This window comes from Veillonella sp. R32, assembly GCF_010093125.1.
Lineage (GTDB): Bacteria > Bacillota > Negativicutes > Veillonellales > Veillonellaceae > Veillonella_A.
This window is the reverse complement of record NZ_NMZQ01000014.1, coordinates 43,459-64,899: the sequence shown is the minus strand read 5'-3', so window position 1 is coordinate 64,899 and position 21,441 is coordinate 43,459. Positions and strand designations below refer to the sequence as shown.

Below are 21,441 nucleotides of genomic sequence, written 5' to 3'. Positions count from 1 at the left end.
TATGAAGATTGCAGTAGATGCTATGGGTGGTGATTTTGCACCGTTTGAAATTGTTCGCGGTGCCATTGATGCTGCTCAAGCGTTTCCTAATATAACGATTGTTTTAGTGGGCGATGAAGCACAGATTCGCCAAGTATTAGTTCAATTTGGACAAGAAAATAATCCTCAGTTGATTATTCATCACGCTAGTGAAGTTATTGAGATGAGTGAACATCCTGGTACAGCGGTGCGGAAGAAAAAAGATGCCTCTGTCATTGTGGCGACTCGATTGGTGAAACAAAAGGTGTGTGATGCCGTAATTGCCCCAGGTAGTACAGGGGCTGCTGTAGCGGCGGCGCTCTTTGGGCTCGGTCGTATTAAAGGTATTGACCGACCTATGATTGCCACTCCTATTCCTACGCCACAAGGGGTAACCGTTATGTTAGACTCTGGTGCTAATGCCAACTGTAAACCAAAACATTTGGTGCAAGGCGCTATTATGGGGTCTGAATATGCACGGCTCATGTTTGGTAAGGAAAATCCAACCGTAGGTTTACTTAATATTGGTGAGGAATCAACTAAGGGTAATGATTTATGTTTAGCTACCTATCCATTGTTAGAGCAGTTAAAAACCATTCCTTTTAAAGGCAATGTAGAAGGCCGTGATATTCCTAAAGGAACGGTTGACGTTGTTGTATGTGATGGCTTTACTGGTAATGTAGTTTTGAAACTAGCCGAAGGCCTAGTAGGGGTCATGACACAGATTGTGAAAGACGGTATTAAAAATGGTGGTTTATTAGCTAAACTAGGGGCTTTTCTTATTTATCCTGTATTTAAGAAAATTCGTAAACGCTTAGACCATACAGAGAATGGTGGGGCCCCTTTATTGGGTGTAAATGGTGTATTTTTAATTTCCCATGGCAGTTCCAAAGCTAAAGAAATTTTAACAGCCATTAAAATTGCTGGTGAATTAGTAGACCGAAAAATCATCCAAAATATTCAACATAGTATAGAAGAAGAAGGAGCTATCAAATATGACGATGTGGACTAAGCCGGTCGGTATTATTGGTACAGGCAGCTTTGTACCGGATAATATTGTGACCAACGCTGATCTAGAAAAAATCGTAGACACGACTGATCAATGGATTCGTGAACGCACCGGCATTGAAGAGCGTCGCATTGCCCCTGAGGGTATGAACGCATCTGATATGGCTACTGAAGCGGCTCGCCGTGCTATGGCCAGTGCAGGCTTGACGGCCGAAGATATTGATTGTATTATTGTAGCGACTTTAACTGGCGATATGAGCATTCCTTCTACCGCTTGTTTAGTGCAAGCTAATTTAGGAGCGACTAAGGCTGCTGCGTTTGATTTAGGGGCTGCTTGCTCAGGATTTGTATACGGTTTGATTACAGCTGGCAGTTATGTAAGTAATCAGCTATTTAAACACGTATTAGTTATCGGCGTTGAAGTAATGTCCCGCGTTGTTAATTGGCAAGACAGAGGCACCTGCGTTTTGTTTGGTGATGGAGCAGGGGCTGCTGTTGTATCGACTGTACCGGAAGGCTATGGTATGCTAGGTATGGATATGGGTGCTAGCGGTGCTGGTGGCATGTCCTTGTGCATTCCGGCCAGTGGCACGGCGATGTTGCAAAATGACAAACGAATTGAAGAAGGGTTAACCTATATTCATATGGATGGCGCTGAAGTATATAAATTTGCTGTAAAAACAATGGGGCGTACCGCTCTTAATGCATTAGAACGAGCCGGTCTAAAGTTAGAAGATTTGGATCGTTTCATTCCACACCAAGCAAATAAACGTATTATTGATTCGGCGGCTCACCGCTTGAAAATGCCAGAAGATAAAGTCTTCATTAATTTGCCTAAATATGGCAACACCTCTGCCGCATCCATTGGTATTGCTTTGGATGAAGCAGTGCGGTCTGGCTTCGTGAAACGAGATCATACAGTCGCCTTTGCTGGCTTTGGAGCTGGCTTGACTTGGGCAGGCTTGGTAATGAAATGGTACTAAGGAGGAACAACCATCATGATTAAGACTGATATTTGTGATTTATTAGGGATTGAGTATCCTATATTCCAAGGTGGTATGGCTTGGCTCGGTACCGCTGAACTTGCTGCGGCTGTGTCTGAAGGGGGCGGCCTTGGTATTATTGGGGCTGGTCATATGCCACCCGATGTATTTCGTAATGAAATTCATAAATTAAAAGAACGTACGAGCAAACCATTTGGTTGTAATATTATGTTAATGTCTCCATTTGTAAAAGAAGTTATGCAAGTGGTATTAGAAGAACGCGTACCAGTAATTACTACTGGTGCTGGTAATCCAAGCACCTATGTACCAGCTTTGAAAGAAATTGGTACTAAAGTCATTCCTGTAGTAGCGTCTGTATTGTTAGCTAAACGTTTATTGCGTGGTGGTATTGATGCGGTAGTAGCAGAAGGTACTGAGTCTGGTGGTCACGTAGGGGAAATTACGACTATGTGTTTAATTCCTCAGATTGCTGATGCTGTTAATGTACCAGTAATTGCTGCTGGCGGTATTGCTGATGGTCGTGGTGCGGCTGCAGCCTTTGCTTTAGGTGCTAGTGCAGTACAAATGGGTAGTCGCTTCGTATTATCCGAAGAATGTATTGCCCATCCAAACTACAAGGAAGCAGTACTTAAAGCTAAAGACCGTTCTACAGTAATGACAGGTCTTACAACAGGTCATCCAGTGCGTATTTTAGAAAACTTATTATCCCATCAGTACCAAGAATTGGAATTCAGTGGGGCACCAAAAGAGCAGCTTGAAGAACTAGGTGCTGGCGCGCTTCGTAAAGCCGCTATTGAAGGGGATGTTAAAAATGGCTCTGTTATGATTGGGCAGATTTCTGGTATGTTACATGATGTAAAACCATGTGCTCAAATCATTAAAGATATTATGAGCGAAACTGAAACCGTAATCGGTGGCTTACAGAAAATCATTAAATAATACAGGAGGCGTTACTAGTGAAAACAGCATTTGTATTTCCTGGCCAAGGTTCTCAAAAAGTAGGTATGCTTCAAGACTTATACAATGAATTTGACATTGTTAAACAACGGTTCGCTGAAGCTGATGAAGCATTAGGCTATTCCATTTCCAAATTATGTTTTGAAGGTCCTGACACTGAATTAGTTAAGACCGCTAATACACAACCAGCTATTTTGACAGCTAGTGTAGCATGTTATGAAGTACTTAAAGAAAAAGGCATTACTCCTGATATTGTAGGTGGTCATAGCTTAGGTGAATACAGTGCCTTAGTGGCAGCAGGCGTACTTGACTTTAAAGATGCCGTATATGTAGTACACAAACGTGGCGAATTTATGCAAGATGCCGTGCCATTAGGTGAAGGGGCTATGGCGGCTATTTTAGCCTTGCCTCGTGAAGAAGTGGTAAGCATTTGTGAAAAAGTAAATAACGAAGTTGGTTCTGTACAGGCTGTTAACTTTAATTGCCCAGGGCAAATCGTTATTGCTGGGGCAACCGCTGCGGTTGAAAAAGCAGCGGAAGAAATGAAAGCAGCTGGTGCTAAACGGGCCGTTATGTTGCCAGTAAGTGCTCCTTTCCATAGCCGTTTAATGGAACCAGCAGCCGCTCGTTTGAAAGAAGAATTAGATAAAATTACGGTTAAAGATGCAGCTATTCCAGTAGTAGTTAATGTAACTGGTCAAATTTTAACTAAAGCAGACACTATTAAAGAATCCTTAGTTGTGCAAGCAGCCCATCCAGTACTTTGGGAAGACTGTGTAGCTACTATGATTAATGAAGGCGTAGGGGCTTTCGTAGAAGTAGGCCCAGGCAAAGTCTTAACAGGATTTACCAAGAAAATTAATAAGGAAATGCAATTAGCGAATGTGGAAGATGTAGATTCCTTAGGAAAAACTCTTGAATTTTTACAGGGGGTTCGATAAAATGCATTTAACAGATAAAGTTGCCTTAGTAACTGGTGCTTCTCGTGGTATTGGTCGTGCGATTGCTATTTTAATGGCTAAGCAAGGTGCTGATGTAGTGGTTAACTACAGCGGTAGTGAAGGTGCGGCGCAAGAAACGGTAGATGCTATCGTTGCGCTTGGTCGCAAAGCGATTAAAGTAAAAGCTAATGTAGGCGATGCTGAAGAAGTAGCCGCTATGGTTGAAGAAGCTCATACAGCATTTGGTCGCATTGATATCTTGGTAAATAATGCGGGCATCACTCGTGATGGTTTGCTTATGCGTATGAAAGATAGCGATTGGGATGATGTAATGAACATCAACCTTAAAGGCGTATATCTAGTAACTAAAGCTGTTTCTAAGATTATGATGAAACAGCGTAGTGGTAAAATTGTTAATATGACATCCGTTGTAGGTGTGACGGGTAATGCTGGTCAAGCTAACTATAGTGCTTCTAAAGCAGGCGTGATTGGTTTTACAAAAACTTGTGCTAAAGAATTGGCATCCCGTGGTATCACGGTAAATGCCATTGCACCAGGTTTCATTCACACAGATATGACTGATGTTTTACCTGATAAAGTGAAAGAAGCAATGGTTCATACGATTCCATTAGGTCGTATGGCTGAGCCAGAAGAAGTAGCTGTAGTAGCTACCTTCTTAGCAAGTGATATGGCAAGCTATATTACTGGACAAGTCATTAATGTTGATGGCGGCATGGTAATGTAGAGACATATAGCAAGCAATAGTGAAAGGAGGTGAAATCACAATGACCACGTTTGATAAAGTAAAAGCGATCGTTGTGGAACAGTTAGGCGTTGACGAAGCTGAAGTTAAGATTGATTCTACATTCATTGACGACTTAGGAGCTGACTCCTTAGACATCGTTGAATTGATCATGGCTTTCGAAGAAGAATTCAATGTTGAAATTCCTGATGATGTAGCTGAAAAAATTAAAACAGTGAAAGATACGGTAGAATACATCGATTCTATCAAAGAAGCGTAAGACTTGTGCACCGTTAGGGGGCTTGGCGCCCCCTAGTCGGTATACGTAACAGGAGGAATTTATAGTGAAGCTCCCTGAACTTCGCATCGGAAATCTGGTGGCAAAGGTGCCCATTATTCAAGGTGGCATGGCAATCAGATTGTCTACAGCACGTCTTGCCGCGGCTGTAGCTAATGAAGGTGGCATTGGTCTCATTGCGGCCTCCGGTATGCCATTTGATGAATTACGTTATGAAATTAAATTAGCTCGAAAATTATCACCTACGGGTATTATTGGTATAAATGCAATGGTAGCAGCCTCTGGTTTTGCTGGCCTTGTGCGAACCGCTATTGAAGAAGGTATTGACCTTGTGGTAGCAGGCGCAGGTTTTTCTCGTGATATGTTTGGTATGGGGAAAGAATCAGGTACGCCCATTGTACCGATTGTGTCCTCTGGAAAACTCGCTCGTATTTCCGAAGGATTAGGTGCGGCTGCTGTCATCGTTGAAGGCAGTGAAGCAGGCGGTCATTTAGGTACAAATCGCTCATCTCGTGAAATTGTACCTGAAGTTGTAAAGGCCGTTAAAAATATTCCTGTAATTGGCGCGGGCGGCGTGTTAGACGGGAAAGATATTGTAGAAATGATTAAATTAGGTGCTAATGGCGTCCAAATGGGTAGTCGTTTTGCAGCTAGTGTAGAATGCAATGCATCGGACGAATTGAAAAAAATGTACGTACGTACAACCAAAGCTGAAGATGTAGTGTTAATAGAAAGTCCAGTGGGTCTACCAGGACAGGCAATTCGTAATAAATTTGCCACCACTGTATTGGATGGTACTGTACCACCACCAACTGAATGTGATCGTTGTTTAAAACATTGCTCTCATCGATTTTGTTTGATTAAAGCATTGGAACGGGCACAGCAAGGTGACGTGGAGAATGGTTTAGTATTCTCCGGCAATAATATGCGCAAAGTAGATGAGATTTTGCCAGTTAAGGAAATCTTTGCTCGTTTATTGAATGAAGTTTCCCGTATTGATTAATGTATTTCAATGCATAGTTTACATGTGAGGTGAAATAATTGGAAAAACGTGTTGTTATTACTGGTTTAGGGGCTATAACGCCTGTAGGCACTGGTAAAGAGGCTTTTTATGAAGCGTTATTAGCAGGTAAATCTGGTATTGGTCCGATTACGCATTTTGATGCTTCTGAATATGCTACCCGCATCGCTGGTGAAGTGAAGGATTTTGATATTACTGAATATGGTGTAGAGAAGAAAGAGTCCCGTCGTATGGACCGCTCCTCTCAATTTGCAATCGCTGCGGCTGTATTAGCATTGCGCGATTCTAAACTTGATTTGGATGAAGAAGATCGTGACCGTTGTGGTACTGTAGTTGGTACTGGTATCGGTGGGATTGACTCTATCCACGATGTATATGTAACGTTATTTGACAAAGGACCTAATCGTGTAAGTCCATTTGCAGTGCCTATGATGATTGCTAACATGGTATCTGGTCGTGTATCTATTGAACTTGGTCTTCGTGGCCCAGCCATTACTGATATTACAGCTTGTGCATCTGGTACTAACTCCATTGGTGATGCGTTCCGCATCGTAGCTCGTGGGGATGCAGACATTATGTTTGCAGGCGGTACTGAAGCGGCTATTTCGCCAGCTGCTGTAGCCGGTTTTGCTGCTATGAAAGCTATGTCTACACGCAATGATGAACCTGAAAAAGCATCTCGCCCATTTGATGCCGAACGTGATGGTTTTGTTATGGGTGAAGGGGCTGGTATCGTAGTTCTTGAAGAATTAGAACATGCGAAAGCTCGTGGTGCACACATTTATGCGGAAGTAATTGGTTATGGTAGTAATGGTGATGCATATCATATTACAGCGCCAGCACCAGGTGGTTTACAAGCTCGCAAATGTATGGAATTGGCTATTAAAGATGCTGGTATTGATCCAAGCGAAATTAATTATATTAATGCTCATGGTACTTCTACTGGTCTTAATGATAAGAATGAAACGTTGGCTATCAAAGAATTATTTGGTGACCATGCTAAATCTTTAGCTATTAATTCCACTAAATCCATGACAGGTCACTTATTGGGTGCTGCTGGTGCTATTGAAGCTATTGTTATGGCTATGGCAATTGAAACTGGCAAAATCCATCCAACTATTAACTTGACGAACCCTGATCCAGAACTTGATTTGGATTATGTAAAAGAAGGGGCTCGTGAGTTAAAAGTTAATTGTGCGCTTTCCAATTCCTTTGGTTTTGGTGGTCACAATGCGACGTTACTCGTTCGTCGTTACGAGGACTAATTGAGCGGCCGTAAGACTCATAAGACAATCTCGCACCAAGCTCGCGAAGCAGCGCTTCGAGAGCTTGTGGCGCGTTTGCGTATACCTTTGACAGATATTAATTTGCTCGACAGAGCGTTTACGCATACGTCTTATGCAAATGAAAATAGAGCAGCTCGCGTTAAGCATAATGAACGTCTTGAATTTTTAGGAGACGCTGTATTAGACTTAATCATTGGCGAGTATCTGTTTACTACATATCCTCAAATGACTGAGGGTGAACTGACAAAAATTAAAGCAGCTACTGTATGTGAAACGTCCTTAGCCACTTGTAGTGCTAAATTAAATTTTGGTAACTACTTGTTGTTAGGTCGTGGGGAAGCCACATCTGGTGGTCGTGAACGGGCCTCCATTTTGGCGGATACCTTTGAAGCCGTTATTGGTGCTTTATATGTCAATACATCGTATGAAGTAGCGGCACAGTTCGTATTGAGTCATTTGAAAGGATATCTTGAAAAAGCCAAAGCTGGTAAATTAGGCAAAGATTATAAGACTATGTTGCAAGAATATGTGCAGCAAGAAGGGGAAAAGCAGATTGCTTATACCTTGTTGAGCGAGTCGGGCCCTGATCATGATAAAATTTTCTGCATGGAAGTACGTATTGAAGGTACGGCCTATGGATCAGGAACTGGTAAGAGCAAGAAGGAAGCAGAGCAAAATGCAGCACAAGTTACGTTAGACTATTTAGAAGGGAAACGTGCTTGTCAGCTATAATTAGGTGTATGTAAATAGAGGAGCGGCTAATCCGCTCCTTTTTCGTATAGAAAACGTGTTATTCCATGTTTAGTATCAAAGAATCGTTTGAATTCTGGATGACCATCATGGTAGGTAGCATCATTAGGCGAGGTGAGTATGAGCCATATAAGTAAGCGTGACATAAGTAAGCATAATATAAGCCAGCGTAACAAAAGTAAGCGTAATACAAGTAAGTGTAACAAAAGTAAGCGTAATACAAGTAAGTGTAACAAAAGTAAGCGTAACAAACATGGCTTGATTCCTTTTTATATTCCTCATGCAGGTTGCCCGCAACAGTGTATTTTTTGCAATCAACATCGTATTGCTAGTGGCGGGGCACAGGCGACTTTAGTAGATGTAAAAGCGACTATTGCAGAGTATGTAGGCAATGAACGATCTAATAAATATTGGGAAGTCGCATTTTATGGTGGTAGTTTTTCAGCTTTACCTAGGGATTTACAGGAAGGTTTATTAAAACCTTCCTATGAAGCGCTACAAGAGGGGCACATTGATGGTATTCGCTGTTCTACTAGGCCTGATGCTTTAAGTGATGAAGCCATTGATGTCTTAGTCGCTTATGGTGTTAGTACGGTGGAAATTGGCGTGCAATCCATGGATGAAGATATATTAATTCAGGCTAAGCGTGGTCATACGGCTAGGGAGGTCATAGAGGCGGTACAGCGGTTACAAGAACGAGGGCTTACTGTAGGCATACAATTGTTGCCAGGTTTACCTGGTGAAACTTGGCAAACCTTAGTACATACCGCTGTAGCTGTTGGTCAGTTAAGACCTGATTTTGTGAGGATTTATCCCGTCCTCGTTATTGCCGATACTGAACTCGCCGATGCTGTGGTAGCTGGTGAGTATACACCGCTAACAGTGGAGGAAGCTATCCGTTATAGTGCTTTTTTGAAAACGTATTTTGAGAGTTACCATATTGAGGTGATTCGCACAGGTCTACAAAGTACGGCTGACCTAGATGCAGGAATTGGCTTGGTAGGCGGTCCTTATGAGCCAGCCATGGGTGAATTAGTCGTTAATTATCAATGGCAACAAAAGCTAGAAACTTTGTTACACCAACACATGGAGGCCTTTGATACAGCGTATAATAAGCAGCTTGTCTGTGAAGTTGAAGGTAAGACTGAAATAGATACGAACTATAATGCGACGAGTAAAGAAATTACGATTGTCTATCCTCGTTGCTTAACCTCAAAATTACGGGGAGAAAAGCAACGGAATATAAACTATTTTAAGGCAACCTATAGTCAGTATACTTGGCATTGGTGTGAATGGGGCTCTAAAGTAGCCAAAAAGCTAGGGTTAGCTGCTCAGGATTATGAGGAAATTACAGAGAATGTGTGTTTGATTATCGATAATATTAGGTACACTGTGGTATAATAAAAGGTACGTTATTACAAGTGATTTTGGTTCACGGAAAGGTGGTTAGCATGCAACTCTTACGATTAGAGTTAAAGGGATTTAAGTCCTTTGCTGATAAAACAATTGTAAAATTTTCACCAGGCATGACAGCCATTGTAGGTCCTAATGGGAGTGGTAAAAGTAATATTACCGATGCCATGCGTTGGGTCTTAGGTGAATCAAATGTGCGCCAATTACGTGGCCAAAAAGCAGAAGATATCATTTTCGCTGGTACAGAAAAACGCCGTCCCATGAGTACGGCGGAAGTAACCTTAGTGTTTGATAATAGGGATAAGCGCTTACATCCCGATTTGGCAGAAGTGGCGTTAACACGTCGTATTTATCGCAGTGGGGACAGCGAATTTTATATTAATAAAAAGGCTTGTCGTTTAAAGGATATACAGGCTTTATTAGCTGATACAGGATTGGGCCGTGATTCTATGGCTATTATTGGTCAGAATCGTGTAGATGCGATTTTAAATAGTAAGCCTGAAGAGCGACGCTTAATTTTTGAAGAAGTGGCTGGAATTGCTCGTTTCAAAATGAACAAAGAAGAGTCTTTACGCCGCATGGGTCAAACGGATCGCAACATGGAACGCGTAGCGGACTTAATGGCTAATTTAGAGGAACAAATCGGTCCTTTACAAGAGAAAGCGGCTAAGACAGAAGAACATGGTCGTTTGAGCCAAGCAAAACGTCTATATGATGGGGCATTAGCCTTCCATGATTTTAAAGTAGCGGACCGCCTGTTTACTAAACAAGAAAATGAAAAGATTGCGTTAGAACAAGAAGATATTGAAATAGAAACGGAGTTAGCTACAGTAGCTGGGTCCGAGCAAAGTTTAAAATTACATAATGATGAACAGCAGTTGGCATTGCGCACTTGTGAAGAAGCGGTAGCGCAAGCGCAACGTGAAGAAGAGCGGTTACAAGGGGAGAAGAAGCTCGTAGAGGAACAGTTGCGGTCGGCCACTAAAGAAGTACAAGAATTACAATATCGCTTACATGAAATGGAAGCAACTATAGCTGGGGATGGGCAGAAAGTGTTAGTCCATCAAAAGCTTGTTACCGATAGTGAAACAGATATAGCAACCCAAGCAGAGGTAGTAGCTGCTAAAGAAGCGGCGTATGAAATGGCTAAAGCAGAATTGCAGACTATACAAGCGGCGTTTCAGGCCGTGCAAAAAGAAGCGGCCAGTCGTCATGAAGAGCAATTAGCTTTAGTTGGTCAAGTTGAAAAATATCGGTCTGAGTTACAACGGGTGGCGGATGAATTAGGTACCGCTCAGAATTTGGTGTCTACGTTGCATCAAGAAGTAGTAGACGTAGCGACGGAAGAAGAGACAGCATTAGCTAAGCAAGAAGACTTAGTAGCAAAAAAAGCAAAGCAAGAAGCAACGCGCGCAGAGCAACAGCAAGCTTTGCAAGAGCTACGCCGCAGTCGGCAACAATTGGAAAAAGCTATGCAAGCTAATCGCCGTGAAGAGCAACGCGTAGAAGGGCGTTTGCAAGTATTGGCTCAGTGGACCGAACAACATGAAGGGTATGCGGAAGGCACGCGTAATGCTCTGCAGGCGAATGAACCGTGGCGACGTGATTTGCATGGTGCCATTGGTGATTTATTTACGGTGGAACCTAAATTGGTAACAGCCTTAGATATTGCTTTAGGTGGTAGTATTAATCATGTAGTAGCGAGTACGGCTCGTGCTGCGGCAGATTGTATTGCCTATCTAAAGCGCACGCAAGGTGGTCGCGTTACCTTTTTACCTTTAGAAACGGTTAAAGGGCAAGCCTTGCAGACCCCAGCCTTACAAGAACCAGGCGTATTAGGTAGGGCTGTAGATTGTATTGCTTTTGATGAAAGGTATCGTGGTGTATTTACTTATTTATTAGGACGCACATTAATAGTAGATACAATGGAACGGGCTATTGAATTGCAGAAGCAATACAAGCAACAACTTCGCATCGTTACTTTAGGGGGCGAACAGTTTCAACCTGGTGGCTCCTTGGCTGGTGGGGTAGCCAAACGACGCAAAGCATCCGTAATGGCTCGTAAAGAAGAGCTTAGCACGTTAGAAGCACAGCGAGTTCAGTTACAAGCGAAACTTACGGCTGATCAAGCTAGTTTACAACGTGAAGAGCAAGCTATGGATGCATTAGTAGCGACTATAGACGCTGAAAAAGATAGTTGGGATGAACTTCATACCTTATTGCTCACAGCGCAGACACTTTGTCAGACGTTGAGTGAGCGCAAGCAACGGAAGGAACGGTTAGTAGCTGAAAATACAGCGAAAGTGAGTTCATTAGAAAAAGCGCAACAAACCTTACAGGAACAGTTGGCTCAAGGGGAATCACAGTTACGGGCCCTTCAAAGTCAATTGGATGCTGCAGGTGCTGGGGCGGTTACGTTAAGCCAACTAGAAGAGGCACAACAGGCTCAAGAAATGGCCAATACGGCCTGGAGTGAAGCTCGTTTTGCCTATGAACAAAGTCGCCAACAACAGGCGTATCGTCAAACGCAAATTGCTGAATGGCAAGCGGCCATTACGGCTAATACTGCTAAAATGGAGCCTTTGCAAGAGCAATTAACTCGACAGCTAGAATTGATAGAGATAACATTGCCACAGCAACTACAGAGTTTGACGGAGGCTTATAGCGGTCAAGCTAGTAGAGCCCAAGCATTGCAAACAGAGCGGCAAGATCTCTATGAATTACATAGTTCACAGAAGCAGAATTTAGAAGCGTTAAGTGAACGCCGTAAGGAATTAGATACACGCCAAAAACGAATTCAACAGCGTTTATTACAGATGGAAGGACAATTGGCTAAATATGAAATGAATAGTACCCAAGCGTTGGCGAAGTTAGAAGAGTTAGGCTTCACCAAAGAGGAGGCACAAGGTATTCAACTTGATGGGGCTGTCGCTGATTGGCGCTTAGCGCAGGGACAATTACAAAGTCAATTGGAAGCCTTAGGACCTATTAATCCAGAGGCGGTAAGCGAATATGAAGAAGCTCTTAAAAAGCAAAGTTTCTATGAAGAACAGAGATCGGATTTGGAGTTAGCGAAACAACAACTTCAGTCAGTGATTGCAGAAATTGACAAAGCTATGTCTACACAGCTCAGCGAAGTATTAGAGATTGTAGGCGACCGCTTCCAAGCTGTATTTAGCCAACTCTTTGGGGGTGGCACAGCTCAGATTGTCTTAACGGATGCAGATAATATTTTAACTAGTGGCATTGATTTTTATATTCAGCCACCGGGGAAAAAGCGGCAACAGTTAACCCTTTTATCAGGTGGTGAACGGGCGCTGACGGTTATTGCGTTGCTCTTTTCCTTCTTAGATTATCGTCCAGCACCATTCTGTGTGCTTGACGAAGTAGATGCTGCTTTAGATGAAGCTAATGTAGAACGCTTTGGCAGTTATTTACAACGTTTAGGGGCGGATACGCAATTTATCGTAGTATCTCATCGTAAACGGACTATGGAAGCCGCGTTGGTATTGCAAGGTGTTACCATGGTAGAACGAGGCGTTTCACGACTCTTAACAGTAGCCTTTGATGATATTGAGGAGGATATGTAATGGGATTTTGGAATCGTACTAAGCAAATGTTAGGCATTAGTAATGCCTTAGAAAATACAAAGAAAAAATTTACAGAAGCCATTGAAACAGTAGTCATTGGGTATGCAAAAATTGATGATGACTTTCTTGATGATTTAGAAGTGGCTATGATTACAGCTGACTTAGGTAGCAAAACGACAGAATTATTGATGAAAGAGATTCGTCGTGGCGTTACAGAAGGGAAAATCAACCATACCAATGAAGTAATGGGCTATATTGAAGAATATGTGACTAAGATTTTGGAAGATCAAGAAGAAACCTTAGAAATGCATTCGCCAGAAGTCATTTTAGTAGTCGGCGTGAATGGTGTAGGCAAAACGACGACTATTGCTAAATTAGCTCATTATTATAAGGAAGCTGGTAAAAAAGTGGTGTTAGCAGCGGCTGATACGTTCCGTGCTGCTGCTTCGGAACAGTTGACAATTTGGGCGGAACGAGCTGATGTGCCAATTATTAAGCACCAAGAAGGAGCGGATCCAGCCGCTGTGGTGTTTGATGCCTTAGCTTCTGCTAAAGCACGCAATGCGGATATTGTGATTATTGATACCGCTGGGCGTTTGCATACGAAGACTAATTTGATGGAAGAATTGAAAAAAATTGGTCGTGTGGCGGATCGTCAGGTCCCAGGAGCACCGCACCAGACTTTGTTAATTTTAGATGGTACTACCGGTCAAAATGCAGTGAGTCAAGCTAAATTGTTTGGTCAAGCTGTACCGATTACAGGGATTATTGTTACTAAATTGGATGGCACCGCTAAGGGGGGCGTGGTTATTTCCATTAAAGAAGAATTGGGGGTTCCTGTTCGCTGGATTGGTATTGGTGAAAAGATTGATGATTTACAACCATTTAATGCGAAGGAATTTGCCAATGCATTGTTTGATAAAGGAATGAGTACTGATGAAAAATGAGATGAGTCGTGAGGAATTAGTAGCTTATGCTAAGGCGGAGAACCGTGCTAATAAATATGGTGCCCCTGCAGAAGCTATTGAGACCTTAGGAGATTTATTAGCCTATGTAGGTAATGAAATGTATCGCCCTGTAACGCGCCTTATGTTGGCCAATTGGGCGGAATTGAATGAACGTATTGATAATTTTTCAGCAGAGGAATGGGCATTTGCTAGTGATGTAGCATCTAAAGTAGGGCTTGATAAACGAGTGGTGGCCTTGCTCATTGAAGTACTGGAAGGGGCGGATACGCCAAAGCAGGTAGAAGAAAGTCAGCGTACGGAACTCAATGAAGAAGAACGTAAAGTATTACAGCAACACATTGAGCGCGTTCGCGAAGAAGAAGCAGCGCAAGCCGCTGCCGAAGCGAATCGCTTGATGGCTGAAGAAGGTAAATAATATGGCACATCCAAGTATTCATCGTAATTACGAAGGACCTATGAATCCGTTTAAAGTAGAAGCTCCGTTTGAGCCTATGGGGGATCAGCCAGCGGCGATTGCCTCCTTAGTGCAAGGCGTTGAACAGGGCGATTGGGCGCAAGTTTTATTAGGCGCCACTGGCACTGGTAAAACCTATACAATGGCTAAACTTATTGAAGGGGTACAAAAGCCTACGTTGGTTATTGCTCATAATAAGACGCTAGCGGCTCAGCTAGCTAGTGAGTTTAAAAGTTTTTTTCCAAATAATGCGGTAGAATATTTTGTGTCTTATTATGATTTTTACCAACCTGAAGCGTACATTGCTTCTACGGATACATATATTGAAAAAGATGCGTCTATTAATGATGAAATTGATAAACTGCGACATTCTGCGACGATGAGTTTATTTGAGCGACGTGATGTTATTATTGTAGCATCTGTAAGTTGTATTTATGGCTTAGGGGATCCAGAAGATTATAGCGATTTAGTGGTTTCTCTGCGCTTAGGTCAAGAGAAAAGTCGCGAGGATATTTTAAAAAAATTAGTAGATATTCAATATACACGTAATGATTTAAACTTTACGCGCGGGACGTTCCGCGTTCATGGTGATACGATTGAAGTATTTCCTGCTGCCTATAGTGAACGGGTGGTGCGTATAGAACTATTCGGTGATGAAATTGACCGTTTAGCTGAAGTGGATGCATTGACTGGCGAAGTAATTGTGGACCGCAAGCATGTAGCCATTTATCCAGCTTCGCATTATGTAACGACTCGTGAAAAGTTACAAGTGGCTATAGAGCGTATTGAAGCAGAATTAGATGAACAATTAAAATTGTTAAAATCTAAAGATCGCCTGTTAGAAGCGCAGCGATTGGAACAGCGTACTCGGTATGATATTGAAATGATGCAAGAAATGAGCTATTGTTCAGGCATTGAAAATTACTCCCGTTTGCTTTCTAATCGTAAACCGGGGGAAGCGCCTTTTACTTTGATTGATTATTTTCCTGATGATTTTTTAATTCTTATTGATGAATCTCATGTGACTATGCCTCAGGTACGTGCTATGTACAACGGGGATAGAGCGCGCAAGGAAAACTTGATAGAATACGGGTTCCGTTTACCTTCAGCACTAGATAATCGTCCTTTGAAATTTGAAGAGTTTCAAGAGCGCATTAATCAGATTGTGTATGTATCCGCTACGCCAGGAACTTATGAAATGGAAGTACAAACAAATGTAGCTGAGCAGATTATTCGCCCTACAGGATTGCTAGATCCAGTTATTGAAGTACGACCTATTCGCGGTCAAATGGATGATTTATTAGGGGAAATTAAACAGCGCACAGCTAAGAATGAACGCGTTCTAGTTACGACATTAACTAAAAAAATGGCGGAGGACTTAACGGAATTCCTTAAAGAAGTAGGGGTTCGCGTTCGATATTTACATTCAGATATTGCTACTATTGAACGGGCTGACATCATTCGTGATTTGCGGGCTGGTGTTTTTGACGTGTTGGTAGGAATTAATTTATTGCGTGAAGGCCTTGATATGCCAGAAGTATCGTTAGTGGCTATTTTAGATGCCGACAAGGAAGGTTTTTTACGCAGTGATACCTCTTTGATTCAGACCATTGGTCGTGCTGCTCGTAATGAACATGGGCGTGTTATTATGTATGCCGATCGCATCACTGGTTCTATGGAGCGGGCTATTAGTGAAACAGAGCGGCGGCGTGAAGTACAGCAAGCCTATAATAAGGCTCATAATATTACGCCGAAGTCCATTCGTAAAGAAGTTAAAGAATTAATTGAATTGACGAAGTTGGAAGAAGAGGTAGACAGTTCTGGTTCTACTACAGGTAGTAAGCGGGGTGCTAAGAGTAAGTCAAGACAGCAAGGCGCTACCGATGCTAACGTTCCTAAGCAGAGGCAACGAGCGAGCAAAACTGAGCATACCGCCAGTTCAGCTGATAAGTCTGGTAATGTTGGTCGTGCTGGTAAGCGTAAGAATTCCTTGCAAGCAGTGGCTGAAGGCACCGCTACCTATGGTGATACTACGTCTAAGACAGTAGCGCCAGCTATTACGGTAGAAGATATATTTAATGACATAGAAACAACGACGCGACTTATGAAAGCGGCTGCAAAGCAGTTAGAATTTGAAAAAGCCGCCGAACTTCGTGATAAGTTAGGTATATTGCGTCAGCAATTGTCTGATTTGCAAGATGCTCATGAAACGAAGCCGAAACGTCGTCGTTAATACTAAATGTTCTTTAGCCAGGAGGTTATGGTGAAAGAAGAAATTATAGTAAAAGGAGCAAGGCAACATAATTTAAAAAATATTGATGTGGCCTTGCCAAGAGATAAATTTATTGTTATTACAGGGTTAAGTGGCTCCGGCAAATCGTCTTTAGCCTTTGATACGATATATGCAGAAGGGCAACGTCGCTATGTGGAGTCGTTGTCCGCTTATGCGCGCCAATTTTTAGGGCAAATGGATAAACCAGATGTAGATTATATTGAAGGTTTATCACCGGCTATTTCGATTGATCAGAAGACGACAAGTCGCAACCCTCGTTCCACCGTGGGGACAGTGACTGAGATTTATGATTATTTGCGCCTATTGTTTGCCCGCGTAGGTCGCGCGTATTGTCCCGAATGTGGCAAGCCCATTTCACAGCAATCCATAGAACAAATGACGGATGATGTAATGATGTTGCCAGAACGGACTAAAATTTTAGTTATGGCTCCTTTATTGCGTGGTAAGAAGGGGGAACATAAACAATTATTAGAACGATTGCGTAAAGAAGGGTTTACGCGAGTTCAAATTGATGGTGAGATTCGTACTTTAGATGAAGATATTCAGTTAGCGAAGACAAAAAAACATGATTTAGAAATTGTCATCGATCGTTTAGTGGTAAAAGAAGGCATTGAAAGTCGCTTAGCTGATTCTATGGAAACGGCGGCTAAGTGGGGGGAAGGTTTAGTAGTAGTGCAAGAAGTAGACGGTCGGACACATATGTACAGTCAACATTTTGCCTGCCCTGATTGCCACATTTCATTACCAGCTATTGAGCCTCGGATGTTTTCCTTCAATAGTCCTTTTGGTGCGTGTCCGGCTTGCTCGGGTATTGGTAGTACCATGGAAGTGGATGAAGACCGTGTTATTCCCGATGGTAATATATCCTTTGCTGATGGGGCGGTAGTGCCTTTAAGTTCTAATCCTAATGCATGGTTTATGCGCCAACTAGAAGGCTTATTAGTCGCTCATGGCTATGATTTGAATGCTACTTTTAATGAATTGCCTAAAAAGGTACAAGATTTAGTTATGAATGGTAGTACGGATAAGGTAACTTTCGACTATGAAAATATGCGTGGGGAAGTAAAGACATTCCATACGGAGTACGAAGGTATTTTGCCTATGGTAAAACGCCGTCATAGTGAAGCCTTGAATGATACACAGCGGGAAGCTTTTGAAGAATTTATGTCCATTAAACCTTGTAAAACCTGTGGCGGTGCTCGATTAAAACCAGAAGCACTAGCTGTTCGGGTAGGGCCGAAGAATATTCACGAAGTGACAGAAATGACGATTAGCGAAGCAGTGGAGTTTTTCCATACGGTGCCTTTAACTGACCGAGAACAATTCATTGGCAATCAGATTTTGAAAGAAATCAATGCTCGTTTAATGTTTCTCAATAATGTGGGCTTAGATTATTTAACCATGAGTCGCAATGCAGGCACTTTATCGGGTGGGGAAGCACAGCGTATTCGCTTAGCCACTCAGATTGGCTCTGGCTTAGTGGGCGTTTTGTATATCCTTGATGAACCGTCGATTGGTTTACATCAGCGGGATAATGATCGCCTCATTGCTACCCTTAAAGGGTTGCGTGATTTGGGCAATACTTTGTTAGTCGTTGAACATGATGAAGACACCATGCTAGCGTCGGATTATTTAGTGGACATTGGTCCTGGCGCTGGTGAACATGGGGGGCAGATTATAGCGCAAGGTACGGCCGAAGAAGTTATGGCTAATGAGCATTCCATTACGGGACAGTATTTAAGTGGTCGTAAGTTTATTGCGTTACCTGAAAAGCGACGTAAGTCGAATGGTAATTTCTTAGAAATTCGTGGGGCTTCTGAAAACAATTTAAAAAATATTAACGTGAAATTCCCTCTAGGCGTGTTTAATGTAGTCACCGGCGTTAGTGGGTCCGGTAAATCTACCTTAATTAATGAAATTTTATATAAGGGGCTGGCTAATCATCTATATCGTTCCTATCATAAAGTAGGGGCCCATAAGGAAATTCGTGGTACAGAACATATCGACAAGATTATTAATATTGACCAAAGCCCTATTGGTCGTACGCCACGATCGAATCCGGCCACTTATACAGGTGTGTTTGATTCGATTCGCGAATTATATAGCCAAACACCAGAAGCCAAAATGCGTGGCTATAAGCAAGGTCGTTTCAGTTTTAATGTCCGTGGTGGTCGCTGTGAAGCTTGTCGTGGCGATGGTATTATTAAAATTGAAATGCATTTTTTACCAGATGTATACGTGCCTTGTGAAGTTTGTAAAGGGGCCCGCTATAATCGTGAAACCTTGGAAGTAAAATATAAGGGGAAGACGATTGCGGAAGTGCTTGATATGGTAGTCGATGAAGCAGTCGAATTTTTTAAAGCCATTCCTAAAATTCATCGCAAATTAGTAACCCTCCAAGAGGTGGGGCTAGGTTATATCCGTTTAGGTCAACCAGCGACTACGCTATCTGGCGGGGAAGCACAACGTGTTAAATTAGCTACTGAATTAGCACGGCGTAGTACAGGTAAAACGCTATATATTTTGGATGAACCGACTACAGGCCTCCATGCAGAGGATATTCGTAAACTGCTAGACGTGTTACAAAAGTTAGTAGATGGTGGTGATACGGTCGTTGTGATTGAACATAATTTAGATGTAATTAAAACAGCGGACCATATTATCGATTTAGGCCCTGAAGGCGGCGTCCGTGGGGGTACTATCGTAGGTACGGGTACACCAGAGCAGATTTGTAAAGTGGACGCTAGTTATACGGGTAAATTTTTAGCCCCTGTACTAGCGAAGACTAAGAAATTTATGGCTGCTGCTAAAGCGGCGGTGAAGGCAGGTAACTAATGGTTACAGAGGATGTATTAGAGAAGATTAGTCATTTACCTACGACACCAGGTGTTTATTTATGGCGTGATCAATATAAGCGTATTATTTATGTAGGTAAAGCGATTAATTTGCGCAATCGCGTGCGCTCCTATGTGCGGCAAGATAGCAATCGAGCACCCAAAGTGACAGCTATGATGCGGCGTGCTGTGGATGTGGAGGTTATTCAAACCAAGACAGAAATGGAAGCGCTTATTCTTGAAAATACACTGATTAAGGAACATCATCCCAAATATAATATTATGCTTCGCGATGATAAGACCTATCCCTATGTGAAAGTAACGGTACAAGAGGAGTATCCGCGAGTGCTTATGGTGCGCCGGATGGTGCGGGATGGGGCCAAATATTTTGGGCCCTTTACGGATGTGACGGCGGTGCATCAGACCTTGAAATTATTTCGTCGTCATTTTCCTTTACGCACTTGTCAGAATATGAAGGTGCCACGTCCTTGTTTGCAATATCATATGGGCTATTGTGAAGCACCTTGCCAAGGTTTGGTAAGTCCTGAAAAATATGGTACGTATATTGAGCAGATTGTACAGGTATTAGAAGGTAAGCCAATTCCGTTATTAAATCAATTAAAGGAACAAATGGAAATGGCTGCGGAAGAATTAAACTTTGAAAAGGCAGCTCAATTACGCGATCAATTGCAAGCGTTAGATAAGCTGCGGGAAAAACAGCGTATGGTGACTCAGCGCGGTGATATTGATGTAGTGGGCCTTGCTATAGAAGGCCTTATGGCTTGTGTACAAGTTTTCTTTATTCGCCAAGGCCGTTTATTAGGGCGGGAAAACTTCTTCATTAAGAATGAAGGGGATGATGAAGTTACTATTATGACTGACTTTGTTAAGCAGTACTATAGTGGTGCTTCCTTTGTGCCGAAAGAAGTGTTACTTCCTTATGAAACGCCAGAGCAGGAACTTTTTGCCACATGGTTTTCTGAAATGAAGGGACAAGTGGTAGAGGTATCAGTGCCACAGCGAGGCTATAAATATGATTTAATAAAAATGGCTGCTGAAAATGCGCAAAACTTCTTGGCCGAACGACGGCGACAGTGGCAATACGATTTAGATAAAAGTGGTGGTGCTGTTAAGAAGTTAGCAGAAGTATTGGATTTACCGCGTTTACCTGAGCGGATGGAATGTTTTGATATTTCTCATACGCAAGGTAGTGAAACAGTGGCTTCTATGGTTGTCTTTGAAGATGGTAAGCCTGCGAAAAAAGAATATCGTCGTTTTAAATTAAAAACAGTGCAAGGCAAGCCTGATGATTTTAAATCTATGGCCGAAATTATGGAACGTCGTTATGGTAATGAGACGGATTGGCCTATGCCTGATTTGATTATTATAGATGGCGGTAAAGGGCAGTTGAACGCAGCCTTACCGTTGATTCGTGCTGTAGGGGTAACGGATGTGCCTGTTATTTCCTTAGCTAAGCGCATTGAAGAAGTATTTGTAGAAGGGCAGTCGGAGAGTATTATATTATCCCATCATTCTCCAGAACTTCAATTATTACAGCAAATTCGTGATGAAGCTCATCGCTTTGCCATTACGTATCACCGTAAATTGCGGGGGAAACGTAATTTAGAGTCTATTTTAGATCATATTGAAGGAATTGGACCTAAGCGGCGTAAAGCTTTATGGCAGGCCTTTGGTAATTTAGAAGGGATAAAGGCTGCTTCTGTTGAGGAGTTAGTTAGGGTGCCAGGTATGAATCAAAAAACGGCAGAGGCTGTTTTTGAGTTTTTCCGTTTGTCGAAAGAGGAAAAGCGTGCTACTATTGAAAGAGGCGCTCCGCAGAGGACAGCCCATTAATTAGTTTAGT

16 protein-coding genes are annotated in these 21,441 nt (G+C 42.4%); all 16 read left to right on the top strand.

From position 1 onward, the window contains the following. Position 1: 1 nt before the first annotated feature. The 16 genes from plsX (at position 2) to uvrC (ending at position 21,431) form a co-directional block, all read left to right on the top strand. The gene (gene plsX / locus VER_RS04275; protein WP_162099642.1) at positions 2–1,030 is read left to right on the top strand and encodes a phosphate acyltransferase PlsX; all 1,029 of its coding nucleotides are present in this window, start codon (positions 2–4) and stop codon (positions 1,028–1,030) included. Beyond that, entirely contained in the window at positions 1,014–2,009 is a 996-nt protein-coding gene (locus VER_RS04270; protein ID WP_162099641.1) for a beta-ketoacyl-ACP synthase III, read from the top strand. Before plsX ends, VER_RS04270 begins: the two co-directional genes overlap by 17 nt. Positions 2,010–2,024: 15 nt before the next feature. Continuing rightward, complete coding sequence (gene fabK / locus VER_RS04265) at positions 2,025–2,969, top strand: enoyl-[acyl-carrier-protein] reductase FabK (RefSeq protein ID WP_162099640.1); 945 nt, start codon at positions 2,025–2,027, stop codon at positions 2,967–2,969. A 17-nt stretch (positions 2,970–2,986) separates the two neighbouring features. After that, positions 2,987–3,928, top strand: coding sequence for an ACP S-malonyltransferase (gene fabD, locus VER_RS04260; RefSeq protein ID WP_162099639.1), 942 nt, complete (start codon positions 2,987–2,989; stop codon positions 3,926–3,928). 1 nt (position 3,929) lies between these two features. Beyond that, positions 3,930–4,673, top strand: coding sequence for a 3-oxoacyl-[acyl-carrier-protein] reductase (gene fabG, locus VER_RS04255; RefSeq protein WP_162099638.1), 744 nt, complete (start codon positions 3,930–3,932; stop codon positions 4,671–4,673). A gap of 40 nt (positions 4,674–4,713) precedes the next feature. Then, a complete protein-coding gene (locus tag VER_RS04250; protein ID WP_006554975.1) occupies positions 4,714–4,950 on the top strand; it encodes an acyl carrier protein in 237 nt (78 codons plus the stop codon). Between the two features lie 64 nt (positions 4,951–5,014). Further along, positions 5,015–5,971 carry a nitronate monooxygenase family protein gene (locus tag VER_RS04245; RefSeq protein ID WP_162099637.1) on the top strand — a complete coding sequence of 319 codons (957 nt, stop codon included), beginning with the start codon at positions 5,015–5,017 and terminating at the stop codon, positions 5,969–5,971. A gap of 38 nt (positions 5,972–6,009) precedes the next feature. Continuing rightward, a complete protein-coding gene (fabF, locus tag VER_RS04240; protein ID WP_162099636.1) occupies positions 6,010–7,254 on the top strand; it encodes a beta-ketoacyl-ACP synthase II in 1,245 nt (414 codons plus the stop codon). Further along, positions 7,255–8,007, top strand: a complete 753-nt coding sequence (rnc, locus tag VER_RS04235; RefSeq protein WP_162099635.1) for a ribonuclease III — start codon at positions 7,255–7,257, stop codon at positions 8,005–8,007. It begins immediately after the preceding gene. A 138-nt stretch (positions 8,008–8,145) separates the two neighbouring features. After that, positions 8,146–9,426, top strand: a complete 1,281-nt coding sequence (locus VER_RS04230) for an elongator complex protein 3 (RefSeq protein ID WP_162099634.1) — start codon at positions 8,146–8,148, stop codon at positions 9,424–9,426. 50 nt (positions 9,427–9,476) lie between these two features. After that, positions 9,477–13,028, top strand: coding sequence for a chromosome segregation protein SMC (gene smc, locus VER_RS04225; protein WP_162099633.1), 3,552 nt, complete (start codon positions 9,477–9,479; stop codon positions 13,026–13,028). Further along, on the top strand, positions 13,028–13,975 hold the full coding sequence (ftsY, locus tag VER_RS04220; protein ID WP_162099632.1) for a signal recognition particle-docking protein FtsY: 948 nt from the start codon (positions 13,028–13,030) through the stop codon (positions 13,973–13,975). Before smc ends, ftsY begins: the two co-directional genes overlap by 1 nt. Continuing rightward, on the top strand, positions 13,965–14,411 hold the full coding sequence (locus tag VER_RS04215) for a hypothetical protein (RefSeq protein WP_162099631.1): 447 nt from the start codon (positions 13,965–13,967) through the stop codon (positions 14,409–14,411). Before ftsY ends, VER_RS04215 begins: the two co-directional genes overlap by 11 nt. Before the next feature lies 1 nt (position 14,412). Continuing rightward, positions 14,413–16,683 (top strand): excinuclease ABC subunit UvrB, encoded by a 2,271-nt coding sequence (gene uvrB, locus VER_RS04210; protein WP_162099630.1) that lies wholly within the window; start codon positions 14,413–14,415, stop codon positions 16,681–16,683. A gap of 30 nt (positions 16,684–16,713) precedes the next feature. After that, on the top strand, positions 16,714–19,578 hold the full coding sequence (gene uvrA, locus VER_RS04205) for an excinuclease ABC subunit UvrA (protein WP_162099629.1): 2,865 nt from the start codon (positions 16,714–16,716) through the stop codon (positions 19,576–19,578). Further along, positions 19,578–21,431 (top strand): excinuclease ABC subunit UvrC, encoded by a 1,854-nt coding sequence (gene uvrC / locus VER_RS04200; RefSeq protein WP_162099628.1) that lies wholly within the window; start codon positions 19,578–19,580, stop codon positions 21,429–21,431. The genes uvrA and uvrC overlap by 1 nt, the downstream gene beginning before the upstream one ends. Positions 21,432–21,441: the final 10 nt, after the last annotated feature.

Bases quoted from the DNA above. Each gene is read 5' to 3' on its own strand.
- plsX (WP_162099642.1), top strand. From the start codon at position 2: ATGAAGATTGCAGTAGATGCTATGGGTGGTGATTTTGCACCGTTTGAA.
- VER_RS04270 (WP_162099641.1), top strand. From the start codon at position 1,014: ATGACGATGTGGACTAAGCCGGTCGGTATTATTGGTACAGGCAGCTTT.
- fabK (WP_162099640.1), top strand. From the start codon at position 2,025: ATGATTAAGACTGATATTTGTGATTTATTAGGGATTGAGTATCCTATA.
- fabG (WP_162099638.1), top strand. From the start codon at position 3,930: ATGCATTTAACAGATAAAGTTGCCTTAGTAACTGGTGCTTCTCGTGGT.
- VER_RS04250 (WP_006554975.1), top strand. From the start codon at position 4,714: ATGACCACGTTTGATAAAGTAAAAGCGATCGTTGTGGAACAGTTAGGC.
- VER_RS04230 (WP_162099634.1), top strand. From the start codon at position 8,146: ATGAGCCATATAAGTAAGCGTGACATAAGTAAGCATAATATAAGCCAG.
- smc (WP_162099633.1), top strand. From the start codon at position 9,477: ATGCAACTCTTACGATTAGAGTTAAAGGGATTTAAGTCCTTTGCTGAT.
- ftsY (WP_162099632.1), top strand. From the start codon at position 13,028: ATGGGATTTTGGAATCGTACTAAGCAAATGTTAGGCATTAGTAATGCC.
- VER_RS04215 (WP_162099631.1), top strand. From the start codon at position 13,965: ATGAAAAATGAGATGAGTCGTGAGGAATTAGTAGCTTATGCTAAGGCG.
- uvrB (WP_162099630.1), top strand. From the start codon at position 14,413: ATGGCACATCCAAGTATTCATCGTAATTACGAAGGACCTATGAATCCG.
- uvrC (WP_162099628.1), top strand. From the start codon at position 19,578: ATGGTTACAGAGGATGTATTAGAGAAGATTAGTCATTTACCTACGACA.